Annotated in this window: 11 protein-coding genes and 1 tRNA gene; 8 read left to right on the top strand and 4 right to left on the bottom strand. The window is 64.6% G+C overall.

Annotation, left to right across the window (positions count from 1 at the left end):
- Nucleotides 1-193 precede the first annotated feature (193 nt).
- Nucleotides 194-637, bottom strand: a complete 444-nt coding sequence (locus C995_RS0110820) for a DsrE family protein (RefSeq protein WP_018864954.1) — start codon at nucleotides 635-637, stop codon at nucleotides 194-196.
- A 493-nt stretch (nucleotides 638-1,130) separates the two neighbouring features.
- Here C995_RS0110820 and C995_RS0110825 point away from each other — a divergent pair, with 493 nt between their 5' ends.
- Complete coding sequence (locus C995_RS0110825) at nucleotides 1,131-2,039, top strand: NAD(P)-dependent oxidoreductase (protein WP_018864955.1); 909 nt, start codon at nucleotides 1,131-1,133, stop codon at nucleotides 2,037-2,039.
- Between the two features lie 192 nt (nucleotides 2,040-2,231).
- Nucleotides 2,232-3,593 carry an NRAMP family divalent metal transporter gene (locus tag C995_RS0110830; protein ID WP_019623592.1) on the top strand — a complete coding sequence of 454 codons (1,362 nt, stop codon included), beginning with the start codon at nucleotides 2,232-2,234 and terminating at the stop codon, nucleotides 3,591-3,593.
- A gap of 39 nt (nucleotides 3,594-3,632) precedes the next feature.
- Here C995_RS0110830 and mltF read toward each other — a convergent pair whose 3' ends face one another.
- Nucleotides 3,633-5,216 (bottom strand): membrane-bound lytic murein transglycosylase MltF, encoded by a 1,584-nt coding sequence (gene mltF / locus C995_RS0110835; protein ID WP_018864957.1) that lies wholly within the window; start codon nucleotides 5,214-5,216, stop codon nucleotides 3,633-3,635.
- 67 nt (nucleotides 5,217-5,283) lie between these two features.
- Nucleotides 5,284-6,144 carry a diiron oxygenase gene (locus tag C995_RS0110840; protein WP_018864958.1) on the bottom strand — a complete coding sequence of 287 codons (861 nt, stop codon included), beginning with the start codon at nucleotides 6,142-6,144 and terminating at the stop codon, nucleotides 5,284-5,286.
- A 119-nt stretch (nucleotides 6,145-6,263) separates the two neighbouring features.
- On the opposite strand from C995_RS0110840, the gene C995_RS0110845 reads away from it, so the two are divergent.
- The 5 genes from C995_RS0110845 to greA all read left to right on the top strand — a co-directional run bounded on the left by C995_RS0110845 (nucleotide 6,264) and on the right by greA (nucleotide 12,378).
- Nucleotides 6,264-6,605, top strand: coding sequence for a DUF1820 family protein (locus C995_RS0110845; protein WP_018864959.1), 342 nt, complete (start codon nucleotides 6,264-6,266; stop codon nucleotides 6,603-6,605).
- 93 nt (nucleotides 6,606-6,698) lie between these two features.
- A tRNA-Ser gene (locus C995_RS0110850) sits at nucleotides 6,699-6,789 on the top strand.
- Between the two features lie 693 nt (nucleotides 6,790-7,482).
- Nucleotides 7,483-8,616 (top strand): glutamine-hydrolyzing carbamoyl-phosphate synthase small subunit, encoded by a 1,134-nt coding sequence (gene carA, locus C995_RS0110855; protein WP_018864960.1) that lies wholly within the window; start codon nucleotides 7,483-7,485, stop codon nucleotides 8,614-8,616.
- Between the two features lie 52 nt (nucleotides 8,617-8,668).
- Nucleotides 8,669-11,902, top strand: a complete 3,234-nt coding sequence (gene carB, locus C995_RS0110860) for a carbamoyl-phosphate synthase large subunit (protein ID WP_018864961.1) — start codon at nucleotides 8,669-8,671, stop codon at nucleotides 11,900-11,902.
- Nucleotides 11,899-12,378 (top strand): transcription elongation factor GreA, encoded by a 480-nt coding sequence (gene greA / locus C995_RS0110865; protein WP_018864962.1) that lies wholly within the window; start codon nucleotides 11,899-11,901, stop codon nucleotides 12,376-12,378. Before carB ends, greA begins: the two co-directional genes overlap by 4 nt.
- 10 nt (nucleotides 12,379-12,388) lie before the next feature.
- Here the strand turns inward: greA and yhbY are convergent, their stop codons facing one another.
- The gene (gene yhbY, locus C995_RS0110870) at nucleotides 12,389-12,688 is read right to left on the bottom strand and encodes a ribosome assembly RNA-binding protein YhbY (RefSeq protein ID WP_018864963.1); all 300 of its coding nucleotides are present in this window, start codon (nucleotides 12,686-12,688) and stop codon (nucleotides 12,389-12,391) included.
- Between the two features lie 73 nt (nucleotides 12,689-12,761).
- Between yhbY and rlmE the strand changes: the two genes are divergently transcribed.
- The gene (rlmE, locus tag C995_RS0110875; protein ID WP_018864964.1) at nucleotides 12,762-13,388 is read left to right on the top strand and encodes a 23S rRNA (uridine(2552)-2'-O)-methyltransferase RlmE; all 627 of its coding nucleotides are present in this window, start codon (nucleotides 12,762-12,764) and stop codon (nucleotides 13,386-13,388) included.
- The last annotated feature ends 2 nt before the right edge of the window (nucleotides 13,389-13,390 follow it).

The raw sequence follows: 13,390 nt of genomic DNA on the forward strand, positions 1-13,390 counted from the left end.
ACGCGTTAACGGGGTACTTATTCCGGCTGGTCCGGCTGATTTTTGTGAGTGGTTCTATATTCAAATAAAGACTGGAATTTTGGTTGTGCATTTCCTTCGGGAAACCGGGTTCCGCTCAAGAAAAAGGCCCGGCCAAGGCCGAGCCCAAAGGGCCACCGGGAGAACACTCGGTGGCCTGGAGGAAATGTGGTACTTACGGGCGCAGGTAAACGAAGCCCTGCGTCTGAAGGTGGCCGATCTCGCCGACCCCGCTAGGTACCAGGTCGTCTTCGGTGGCATCGAACAGCTCTTCCGAGATGTCCACGTTGCCCCGGGTGACGGTGACATTGCAGATATTGAAATCAACGTCTTGCATCTTCAGTTCTTCGATGCGGGCGGCCAGGTCTTCGTTCTCCTTGGCGTTGCGCAGCAGGTGCAGACCCGGGCCATGCATGACCACGCGGATTTCCATGTTTTCCGCGCCCACGGCATTGATGTGGTTCTGGATGTTGCCCATGGCGGCCATGTGGCGGTCCATGTCGTTGTAGTTCACGTGATAGACGACTTTTTGTTCGCCGTAGTCGGCCATGGCAGCGCCGGGAAGGGTGAGCATGGCGACGGCGGTCAGGGCCAGAGGCAGGACAAAAGCTTTCTTCATTGGTGGGGTCCTCGCGGTTTTTGTGTTCTTTGAAATATGCGGTATGGCGTATGCCGCGCTTCCAGGAAGCACACTGGACTCTTTTGCTTCCGTGGCTTTTTGAATCCAGTTGGGGGTAGGACGGGAACGCAGGGTAATTATTCCGATCTAAATAAAGATAAATGAATTACTAAATACGGTAAATAATAAAATTATGATCAACTGGGTTGGTTGCTTTTGGTGGGGCCATTTACCGGGGATTTTCGTTTCTGGGAGGTCGCAGCGGTGTGGCGGAGGTAGGGCGCAAAGACGAGGAGGAGTGCGGTCGATGTGAGTCTGCTGGGCAAGGGCGAGAGCCCGCTATGACGCTGATAGCGCCAGGAGCGAGCCGATCCGGCGGGCATTTGCGATCGGTCGCGTCCCCACCCTCCATCGGTGTGGGTTGCTAGAGTGTGAGGTTTTCAAATCAACGGGACGGATGCTCGATGGCCGTCCCTCGCCAGGAGCCCTCGCCATGACTACTGCATCCAGCCTCCCCGAAGCACTGCAGCCGATCGGCTGCGTGGGCCTGGGTATCATGGGGGCCCCGATGACCCGCAATCTGCTGCGTGCCGGGGCGGATATCCGGGTCTGGGCACGTCGGCCGGAAGCGGCCGAGGCCCTGGTGGCGGAGGGTGCCGGGGCCGCCTCCAGTCTGGCGGAGTTGGTCCCCAGCCTGCGCGTGCTGATACTCAACGTCTCCGACACCCCCGATGTGGAGCAACTGATGCTGGGCGCGGATGGGGTGCTCGAGCATGCCCGTCCGGGGCTGCTGGTGGTCGACCACAGCACAATCGACCCGATCCGCACCCGCGCGATTGCGCAGGCCGCGGCGGAACGTGAGGTGGTCTTCGTGGATGCGCCGGTCTCGGGCGGCGAGCCGGGTGCACGCAACGGTACGCTCAGCCTGATGGTTGGCGGCCCGGAGAATGCGGTCAACCGGCTGCAGCCGATCTTCGATATTGTTGGCTCGACGCTGACCCATGTCGGTACCAGTGGCGCCGGGCAGATCGCCAAAGCCTGCAATCAGCTGGTGGTGGGCGAGACGCTGGTGGCCATCGGCGAGGCCTTTGCGCTGGCGGAACAGACCGGGGTGGATCCGGCACGGCTGCGAGAGGCACTGATGGGCGGTTTCGCGGGCTCGCGTATCCTCGAGGTGCACGGCCAGCGTCTTTTGGACGGCGACTTCGAGCCCGGTTTTCAGACCGGGCTCTACCACAAGGATCTGGGCATCGTGGCCGGTCTGGGCGAGCAGGTGGGCCTCAGTCTGGACGGGCTGGAGCCGGTGCGCCGCGCGGTGGACAAGGCGCTGGCGGCCGGTCAGGCCGACCACGATGTCGCGATCCTGGCGCGTTTCTGCCTCCACGCCCGTTCGCGGCGCTGAACGTTTCCGGGAAAGCCTGACACTCGGCGGATCCGCGGTAGGAGCCTCGCCAGCGGCAGCAAGCGCGATGGCGTTCGTAGTGCGACAAATGTGGCCCATCAGAGCGGGATACGCTAGGCTCGCGCCCGCAAGGCCGTACAGAGGGTACGGTCATGCCGTTTGATTGGACGCAAGGATTTCGTCGAGGCGCGCATGCAGGCTTTCTGGAGACCCCGTACCAATCTCGGCAAGGCGATCGGGCCGGGGATCCTGATGGCGGGCGCCGCGATCGGCGGTTCGCACCTCGTATCGTCTACCCAGGCCGGGGCGATCTACGGCTGGTCGCTGCTGCTGCTCCTGCTGCTGGCGAACCTGTTCAAGTACCCGTTCTTTCTGTACTCGGTGAAGTACCGCGCCTCCACCGGGGACACCATCCTCCATGGTTATCGCCGTATGGGAAAGGGCTATCTGGCGGCCTTCTTCGGGCTGAATCTGATCAATGCCTTTCTCAACGTGGCGGGGGTGGCGTTCATCACCGCCAGTCTGTTTCTGAATTTCCCGTTTATGGGCGACGGCGATCACGTGATCGCCATCACCATGGGCATCCTGATTCTGTGTGCGGCCCTCATTATCGCCGGGCACTATCAACTGCTGGACAAGATCGCCAAGGTGGTGGTGTTCCTGCTGGCCGTATCCACGTTGACCGCGGTGATTGTGGCCGTCTGGCAGAGTGTGGAGGTGCCGGAGGGTTTTGTCGGGCGCGACCCCTGGGACCTCGCCTCCATTGGGTTCATCATCATGTTCATGGGCTGGATGCCCGCACCGATCGACGTGGCCGCCTGGCCTTCCCTGTGGCGCACATCGCGCGAGATCCAGACCGGACATCGCGCGACGATGCAGGAGTCCACCACCGACTTTCACATCGGCTACATCGTGACCGTGGTGCTGGCGGTCTTCTTCCTGGCGCTGGGTGCCCTGGTGATGTATCGGTCCGGTGCCGGGATCGAGCTGGCCGAGCTGTCGTCCGGACAGTTCGCCGCGCGTTTTATCGAGATGTATACCTCCACGATCGGTGACTGGGCCCACTGGATCATCGTGCTGGCTGCGTTCACCGCGATGTTCAGCACCACCATCACCTGCATGGACGGCTGGCCGCGGTCACTGGCGATGAGCACCATTTTGCTGTTCGACCGCCCGGAAAAGGGATTGCAGCGCGCCCTGACCGCCTGGATCGTGTTCACGGTGGTGGTCTGCATCATCATCATCAATTTCTTCCTCACCGATCTGCTCTCCATGCTCCAGTTCGCCATGGTGGCCTCGTTCCTGTCCTCGCCGGTGTTCGCCTGGCTGAATTACCGTGCAATCCAGCGTCCGGAAGTGGCGCCGGGGGATCGCCCGGGACCGTTCATGCATGTGCTTTCCTGGGCGGGCATGGCGTTCTTCGTCGTCTTTACCCTGATCTTCGCGGTCTGGTTTTTCGGCCTGCAGGAAGCGGCCGAACAGCAGCGTGAAGAAATCATGGAGGAGGAGCAGGCGCTGGTGATCCCCGCCACGTATGGCCCGGCGCGGGCCTGACGCAGGGGGCGGCGTGCGCTTGGGGGCGCAGGCAGGTAACTACAGCGCCAGCGGTGTGCGGCGGTAGAGCTCGGGGGCCGGCGGCTTGAGCTCGTCGGACTCCGGGAAGCGCTGCACCAGCTTGTCGTAATAGCTGCGGATGTTCTGCACGTAGTGGACCGGCTCCCAGCCGCGGGCGTAGCCGTAGCGGGTCTGTTCGTACCATTCGGACTGGGCCAGGCGCGGCAGCCACTGCATCACGTCCAGCCAGCGATCGGGGTCATCGCCGTTGGCGGCGGCGAGGCGCCGGGCGTCGTGCAGATGTCCGAGCCCCACGTTGTAGGCGGCCAGCGTCATCCAGGTGCGATCGGGCTCGGGGATGGAATCCGGCAGCCGTTCGCGCAGATCGATCAGGTAACGTGTGCCACCATCCACGCTGGCGGCCGGGTCGGTGCGATCCTCGATGCCCAGCCCGGCGGCCGTCACCTGGGTCAGCATCATCAATCCGCGCACGCCGGTGGGGGATACCGCGTCGGGATTCCAGTGGGATTCCTGGTACGCCACCGCGGCGATGAAGCGCCAGTCGAGATCGTAGGTCTCTCCGGCCTCCTCGAACAGCGGACGGAACTCTTCCAGACGGTGCTCGACGCGGCGCGCGAAGGTCAGGGCATCGACCAGATCGTGGGTCTCCAGGTGGCCGAGGTAGCGATCGAGCAGCAACTCCAGCTCGCGGTTGTCGCGCAATTGGTCGATGTACTCCTCCGCCGTGTCGATCAGGCTGCGGTCGAGACCCGTGGGGAACAGCCAGCGCACCTCGGCGCTGCGTTCCAGTTCGTGCGCTAGGCGCAGACTCGGGTGTATGCGCCGCAGGCGACGGTATTCCAGGGAGTTCATCACCGCATAGTCGATCTCGCCCCGTTCCAGCGCCTCGCGTAGGGCTTCGGCGTTGGCGTAGGGGACGAGTTCGCCATTCGACGGGTCTGCTTCCTCTTCGCCGTCCAGGGGTGTGGTGATGGGGGCAAACGGGGCCCCTTCGAGTGCTGGTTCGTCCTCGGTGACCGTATCCGGTGCCATCTCCGGTGGTGTCTCCGGCTCCAGGCGGACCTCGGCCAGCAAGGGCTGGCTCAGGCTCTCGGGTATGGGGGCCTGTGCGGTCATGCCGACGCGCGCCCCGGGTGGTATATCGGTCAGCGAAATCAGCGGTGTGGCCCGTTCGTTCTCGTTCCAGAAGACCACGACATGCTGCACACTCAGGATCTCCGGGCCGGCTTCGATCGACGGGTCGTTGGGCGGGACGAGCAGTCCGGCGGCGATGTCGATGCGGCGCTGGCGCAATAGCCGGTGGGCGGCGGCGGCGTCATCCACGCGGGTCACGCGCAGGCGGGTGCCCAGTTCCTCGGCCAGACCGTGCAGCAGTTCCAGTTCGAGCTGGTCGCGCCCCGCGGTAGCGGCGAGCTCGGAGCGGCCCAGCGGGCGCTCGACCAGGGCCACCCGCAACTCGTCACGAAAGGTCAGCTGTTCCAGCGCCGCTGGCGGGTTGTAGTACACCCGCAGCACAATGGCGGTCAGCAGCACGATGAACAGCCCCAGTTCGATCTGGCGCCAGGTGCTGCTCGGGGGGCGGAGTTTCAGATGCGTGCCCATGGCACTGGATCATACCCAATTGCCCCGGTGGTCACCGGGGACGGTAGGGAAACACGTTCGTGTTTCCCTAGCGCCAGTTCAGCACCAGACCCTGGTCGCGCAGGATCTTGAGCGCGGGGTCAACGCAGGTGTCGATGAAGGAGGCGCGGCGTGGGTTCTCGCGGGCGATGCGGCGATAGTCCGGGCCCTCGGGGAGGCCGGCCAGTTCGTAGATGTCGCGGGTAGGGTAGTAGAACGCATGCACGAACTGGCGGAACACGCGCCGCATCAGCGGGCGATAGGCCCATTTCTGCCAGCTCGGGAGCGTATCCAGATAGGACTCCAGCGTGTCGCGGGCATGCGCCATGTGGCGTGCCTCGTCGATCATGTGCCGCGTCACGATGTCGTCTACCGTCGGGCTGATCGAGTCCTTGTGCTGGCGGATCAGCCGGTTCATGCGGTCCGGGACCTCCTCGCCGATCATCACCGCGATCCAGAAGATCGAAGATTCGAACGGCGAGAAACGCCCGACCAGGGTGGCCAGCTTCGGCTTGGGGAAACGGCGTTCCGGCAGGGGTAGCCCGCTGCGGCGCATGAACTCGATAAACATCAGGCTGTGGCCGGCTTCCTCGCGCAGCTCGTGCAGGCGATAATTCAGCCGGTCCAGGCGACCGGTCGAGTGCATGGAGATCCGCGAGATGCGCTCCATGAACAGGCCTTCCAGCCACAGCGCCCCGCTGATGAAATACAGAAACTCGTATTGCGACAGACGCCGTTTGCGGGCATCGTCCAGCGCCGAGTATTCCGGGGTGCCGAAGAGTGATACGGCCTCCTCCGGGATCCAGAAATCGTCCAGCGACAGCGCATCCCAGCGCACGTGAGTGAGCGGGTCCTCGTACGGCTGGCTGTTGCGGCTCAAGTGATCGAGCAGCTCCTGCGAGGAATTCATCGAAGGCGTACCGAAGGCGCTGGGCGGTTAAACGATCGAATCATACCGGCATTGTCGGTCCGGACCAACGCCAACCCGTTGCAATCTGCGGTTGCTACCCCAATATGAGTCAAGTGAATATGCCCACTACACGCTATCGCGTCAGCTTCCTCAACCAGGGCAAGGTCTACGAGATCTTTGCCCGTGAGGTCTATCAGGACGAGCTCTACGGCTTTGTCACCGTCGAGGATCTGTTGTTTGGCGAGCGCTCGCAGGTCGTTGTCGACCCCTCCGAGGAGCGCCTGCGCACCGAGTTCGAGGGGGTCGAGCGCTTCCATGTGCCGATGCACGCGCTGATCCGGATTGACGAGGTCGCGGCCGTCGGTACGCCCCGTATCCGGGATGCCAGCCAGGACAGTGGCAATGTCCACGCCTTCCCGTCGCTGCCGAGTCGCGGTCCGGGCAAGCCCTCGGACGGTTGATGGTGCCCGTGGCGGCGGTCTGCATTGCTAACCGACCGCCGCTGGTTTACCCTTTCGCGCTTCGCGTAGGCCAGTGCCTTCGCGGGACAAACCGGAGAGGTGGCCGAGCGGTCGAAGGCGCACGCCTGGAAAGTGTGTATACGGTAACCCCGTATCGAGGGTTCGAATCCCTCCCTCTCCGCCAGATTCAAGCAAAGGGGTCCAAGTGGCCCCTTTCGCATGTCTGGCCCCTGAGCTATCGGGATTCGAGCCCTCGATACATGAGAAAGCCGGGTTCGACGGGTGACGCGCAGCGGCACCCGAACGTCGCCGCAGGCGACGACCCGAAGGGCGAGGCGCGCAGCGCCGCGTAATCCCTCCCTCTCCGCCAGATTCAAGCAAAGGGGCCCAAGTGGCCCCTTTCGCATGTCTGGCCCCTGAGCTATCGGGATTCGAGCCCTCGATACATGAGAAAGCCGGGTTCGACGGGTGACGCACAGCGGCACCCGAACGTTGCCGCAGGCGACGACCCGGAGGGCGAGGCGCGCAGCGCCGCGTAATCCCTCCCTCTCCGCCAGATTCAAGCAAAGGGGCCCGAGTGGCGCCTTTCGCATGTCTGGCCCCGGAGTGCTGTGATCTGATCCTACCCGGCGGGGCCGCATTTGAAGGCGTTCCACGAGGGCGCAGCGGCTATTCTCGTTGGACGTCGTGCGCGGCGCTCGCGTACACTTGCAGGCGTAACCGCACCCGTAACTCAGCCGCCGAACCGTTGTCCGAACGCGGGGTCCAGCCCCGGTAGACGGTGCGGGCGAGGTCGGGTCAAAGATCCCGAATGCATCGCAGTATCGCCGCCGGCAAATGGCCTGGCGGCCTCGACCCAGACCATCCGGAGGTCCCCGTGTCCGCGCCCGCTCTGCTCGTCCTGGAAGATGGCACTGTGTTTCATGGTCAGGCGATTGGCGCCCTGGGCCAGACGGTTGGCGAGGTGGTGTTCAACACCGCGATGACCGGTTATCAGGAGATCCTGACGGATCCCTCCTACCACCGGCAGATGGTCACGCTGACCTATCCGCATATCGGCAACACCGGCACCAACCCGGAGGACGACGAGTCCGCCCGCGCCCATGCGGCCGGGCTGATCATCCGCGACCTGCCGCCGCTGGTGTCGAACTGGCGCTCGCGCGAATCGCTGCCGGATTACCTGCTGCGCCATGGCATTGTGGCGATCAGCGGGATCGACACCCGCAAGCTGACGCGCATCCTGCGCGAGAAGGGCGCACTGAACGGTTGCATCCAGGCCGGCGATGTGGACGAGGCCGCGGCCCTGGCGGCCGCGCGCGAGTTCCCCGGCATCAAGGGCATGGACCTGGCGCGCGAGGTCACCACGCGCAGCCGCTACGAATGGCTGGAGGGCACCTGGCAGCTCGGCGAGGAGCCGGCCCGGGTGGATCCGGAGAAGGCCGAATACCATGTGGTGGCCTACGACTTCGGCATGAAGCGGAACATCCTGCGCATGCTCGCCGAGCGCGGCTGTCGCGTGACCGTGGTGCCCGCCGAGACGCCGGTAGACGAGGTCATGGAGCTGAAACCCGACGGGGTGTTCCTGTCCAACGGCCCGGGCGACCCGGAACCCTGCACCTATGCGATCGAGGCGATCCGCGAGTTCTGCGAGCGCAAGCTGCCGCTGTTCGGTATCTGTCTCGGGCACCAGCTGCTGGGGATCGCCAGTGGCGGCAAGAGCGTGAAGATGAAGTTCGGCCACCACGGGGCCAACCACCCGATCCGGCACGAGGAAAGCGGGCGGGTGATGATCTCGTCGCAGAACCACGGCTTTGCGATCGACGAGGACAGCCTGCCCGATACGCTGACGCCGACCTACCGGTCGCTGTTCGACGGCACGCTGCAGGGGATCGCCCGCACCGACTGCCCGGCCTTCAGCCTGCAGGGGCACCCCGAGGCCAGCCCGGGCCCGCACGATGTGTCCCCGGCGTTCGACGACTTCGTCGAGATGATGCGCGCCGCGCGCCGCTAGCGCCCTCCCTACTCCAGAATTTCCGATTTCGACAGCCTGCGAGAGCCGTCACATGCCCAAGCGTACCGACATCCAGAGCATCCTGATCCTCGGGGCCGGCCCGATCGTGATCGGTCAGGCCTGCGAGTTCGACTACTCCGGCGCCCAGGCCTGCAAGGCCCTGCGCGAGGAGGGCTACCGGGTGATCCTGGTGAACTCCAACCCGGCGACCATCATGACCGACCCGGAGATGGCGGATGCCACCTACATCGAGCCGGTGGAGTGGCAGACCGTCGCCCAGATCATCGAGAAGGAGCGCCCGGACGCGATCCTGCCGACCATGGGCGGGCAGACCGCGCTGAACTGCGCGCTGGACCTGTCGAACGAAGGTGTGCTCAAGAAGTTCGGGGTGGAGATGATCGGTGCCAACGAGGCGGCGATCGACATGGCCGAGGACCGCGACCACTTCAAGGCGGCGATGGCCGACATCGGCCTGGATACGCCGACCGCGATGCTCGCGCATTCCTGGGAAGAGGCACAGGAGATCCAGCCGAAGATCGGCTTCCCGGTGATCATCCGGCCGTCGTTCACCCTCGGCGGCTCGGGCGGCGGTATCGCCTACAACCGCGAGGAGTTCGAGTATATCGTCAAGAATGGGCTCGACCTCTCGCCGGTGAACCAGGTGCTGCTGGAGGAGTCCGCGCTGGGCTGGAAGGAGTTCGAGATGGAGGTGGTCCGCGACAAGGCGGACAACTGCATCATCATCTGCTCCATCGAGAACCTGGACCCGATGGGGATCCACACCGGGGACTCGATCACCGTGGCCCCGGCGCAGACCCTGACCGACAAGGAATACCAGATCATGCGCGACGCCTCGCTGGCGGTGCTGCGCAAGATCGGCGTGGAGACCGGCGGCTCCAACGTGCAGTTCGCGATCAACCCGGAGAACGGGCGCATGATCGTGATCGAGATGAACCCGCGGGTGTCGCGTTCCTCCGCGCTGGCCTCCAAGGCGACCGGCTTCCCGATCGCCAAGGTCGCCGCCAAGCTGGCGGTGGGCTATACCCTCGACGAGCTGAAAAACGAGATCACCGGCGGGCTGACCCCGGCCTCGTTCGAGCCGTCCATCGACTACGTGGTCACCAAGATCCCGCGCTTCACCTTCGAGAAGTTCCCGCAGGCCGAGGCGCGGCTGACCACGCAGATGAAGGCGGTGGGCGAGGCGATGGCCATCGGCCGCACCTTCCAGGAGTCGTTCCAGAAGGCGCTGCGCTCGATGGAGACCGGGATGGACGGCCTTGACGAGCGCATTGACCTGGAAGCCGACGACGTCGTCGACCAGCTGCGCACGAAGCTCGCCAACCCCAGCCCGGAGCAGGTGCTGTACGTGGCGGATGCCTTCCGCGCCGGCTTCTCGATCCAGGACATCTTCGACCTGACCGCGATCGACCCTTGGTTCCTGGCCCAGATCCAGGAACTGGTCGATGTCGAGAAGGGCCTGCGCGACCGCATCCTGGGTGACATCAAGGCCGAGGAGATGTACCGCCTGAAGCAGCGCGGCTTCTCCGACCTGCGCCTGGCGACGATCCTCAACGAGACCGAGAAGGCCGTGCGCAAGCACCGCCACGCCCTCGGCGTGCGCCCGGTGTACAAGCGGGTGGATACCTGTGCGGCCGAGTTCGCGACCACCACCGCCTACATGTACTCCTCCTATGAAGAGGAGAATGAGGCGGAGCCGACCGACAAGCAGAAGATCATGGTCCTGGGTGGCGGGCCGAACCGGATCGGCCAGGGCATCGAGTTCGACTACTGCTGCGTGCATGCCGCCCTCGCGATGCGCGAGGACGGCTACGAGACCATCATGGTCAACTGCAACCCGGAGACCGTCTCCACCGACTACGACACCTCCGACCGGCTGTATTTCGAGCCGCTGACCCTGGAGGACGTGCTGGAGGTTGTCGCGACCGAGAACCCGGCCGGTGTGATCGTGCAGTACGGCGGCCAGACCCCGCTGAAGCTCGCGCGGGATCTCGAGGCGGCGGGCGTGCCGATCATCGGCACCAGCCCGGACTCGATCGACCTGGCCGAGGACCGCGAGCGCTTCCAGGCCCTGCTGAACAAGCTGGGGCTCAAGCAGCCGCCGAACCGCACCGCGCGCAGCGAGGAAGAGGCGGAGAAGCTGGCCGACGAGATCGGCTACCCGCTGGTGGTGCGCCCGTCCTACGTGCTCGGCGGACGCGCGATGGAGATCGTGCGCGACCGCGAGGACCTGCGCAGCTACATGCAGCACGCGGTCTCCGTCTCCAACGATGCCCCGGTGCTGCTGGACCGCTTCCTGGATGACGCGATCGAGGTCGATGTCGATGCGATCTCGGACGGCGAGAACGTGATCATCGGCGGGATCATGGAGCACATTGAGCAGGCCGGCGTGCACTCGGGCGACTCCGCCTGCTCGCTGCCGCCGTTCTCGCTGTCGATGGCGCTGCAGGACGAGATGGTCGAGCAGGTGCGCAAGATGGCGCTGGGACTCAAGGTCGTGGGCCTGATGAACACCCAGTTCGCGATCAAGGGCGACGACATCTACGTGCTGGAGGTCAATCCGCGCGCCTCGCGCACCGTGCCATACGTGTCCAAGGCCGTCGGACGGCCGCTGGCCAAGATCGCCGCGCGCTGCATGGCCGGCCAGACCCTGCCCGAACAGGGCGTGGGCGATGCCGTGTACCCGGACTACTACTCGGTGAAGGAATCGGTATTCCCGTTTGCCAAGTTCCAGGGCGTGGACCCGATCCTGGGGCCGGAGATGAAGTCCACCGGCGAGGTGATGGGGGTCGGGCGCAGTTTCGCCGAGGCCTTCGCCAAGAGCCAGCTGGGCGCGGGCGTGTTGCTGCCGTCGGCCGGCAAGGCCTTCGTGTCGGTGCGCGAGATCGACAAGCCACTGGTGGGCGAGGTGGCCCGCCGCCTGGTCGAGCTGGGCTTCGAGGTGCTGGCGACCCGGGGCACGGCGAAGATTCTGGAAGAGGCCGATATCGCGGTGACGCGCGTGAACAAGGTCACCGAGGGCCGCCCGCATATTGTCGACATGATCAAGAACGACGAGATCAGCTTCATCATCAACACCGTGGAGGGCAAGCAGTCGACCTCCGACTCCTACACCATTCGCCGCGAGGCGCTGATGCACAAGGTGGGGTACACCACGACCATCGCTGGGGCCCGCGCTACGGTGCAGGCCCTGGACCACCTGGGAGCGAATGACGTCTTCCGGCTGCAGGACCTCCACCAGGAAAATCTTGGAGGGAAGCGCGCATGAACAAGACCCCGCTGACCGTAACCGGCGCCGAGAAGATGAAGGCGGAGCTGAAAAAGCTCAAGGCCGAGGATCGCCCGCGGGTGGTGAATGCGATTGCCGAGGCGCGCGAACACGGCGACCTGAAGGAGAACGCCGAATACCACGCCGCGCGCGAGCAGCAGAGCTTCATTGAAGGACGAATTCGTGAGCTGGAGGCCACGCTTGCGAATGCCCAGATCATCGACGTGACCACCCTGCCGCAGACGGGCAAGGTCGTGTTCGGCGTGACCGTCGTGCTCGAGGCGACCGAAGACGGGCGCCAGGTGACCTACAAGATCGTCGGTGACGACGAGGCCGACATCAAGCAGAACATGATCTCGGTGTCCTCGCCGATTGCACGGGCGCTGATCGGGAAGGAAGAGGGCGATGTCGTGACGGTGCAGGCCCCCGGTGGCGAGACGGAATACGAGATTCTGGAGGTCCGCTACGTAAACTGACGTAGCCGGGTCACGCCGGGTCCAGGGTCACCTTCGGTTCGTCCGGGTTGCGGCGGAACAGGGTTGCCACGTAGCCAATTCGCTGGACCAGTGCCGCACCCGTGCGTTCGCACAAGGCCTCGACGGTGCCATTGCGGGCCTCGCGGTCGCCGATATTGACCTTGATCTTGACCAGTTCGTGATGCGCCAGTGCCTGTTCCAGCTCCTTGACCACGGCGTCCGTCAGGCCATTGCGGCCGATGGTCACGATGGGCTTGCGCGGGTGGGCGAGGCTGCGCAGATGGCGGCGTTGCGCGTCGGTCAGATTCACGTGGGATTCGATTCGGTATTGGAACACGGAAATTGTAGCACGCGGATCGCGTGTTTGAGCCTGGAGAACTGCGGTGCCCAAGCGTAGCCGTTCCAGTCAGCGCTGGCTGAAGGAGCACTTCGACGACCCGTACGTGCAGCGGGCCCAGCAGGAGGGCTGGCGCGGTCGAGCCGTGTACAAGCTGCAGGAGATCGACGAACGTGACCGGCTTCTCAAACCGGGCATGCGTGTGGTCGACCTGGGCGCTGCGCCGGGCGGCTGGACGCAGTACGCCGCGCAAAAGATCGGTCGCAAGGGGGTGCTGGTGGCCTCCGATATCCTGCCGATGGATCCAGTACCCGGTGCCACGATTATCACCGGTGACTTTCGCGAGGACGCGGTCCTGGAGGCGATCCTGGAGGCGCTGGACGGTCAGCGCGCGGATCTTGTGCTTTCCGATATGGCCCCCAACCTGACGGGTACGGATGCCATTGACCAGCCACGCTCGATCCATCTGTGCGAACTGGCACTGGAGCTGGCCTGCGATGTGCTGAACCCTCGGGGTGCGCTGCTGGTCAAGTTGTTTCAGGGCGAGGGATCGGATGCCTTTCTGGCCGAAGTGCGGCGCCGGTTCGAGAAGGTCCAGGTGCGCAAGCCGCAGGCCTCGCGTCCACGGTCACGGGAAGTGTACGTATTGGCGCGCGGCCCCCGGGATGTGTAAAG

The organism is Thioalkalivibrio sp. ARh3 (genome assembly GCF_000377265.1).
GTDB lineage: Bacteria > Pseudomonadota > Gammaproteobacteria > Ectothiorhodospirales > Ectothiorhodospiraceae > Thioalkalivibrio > Thioalkalivibrio thiocyanoxidans.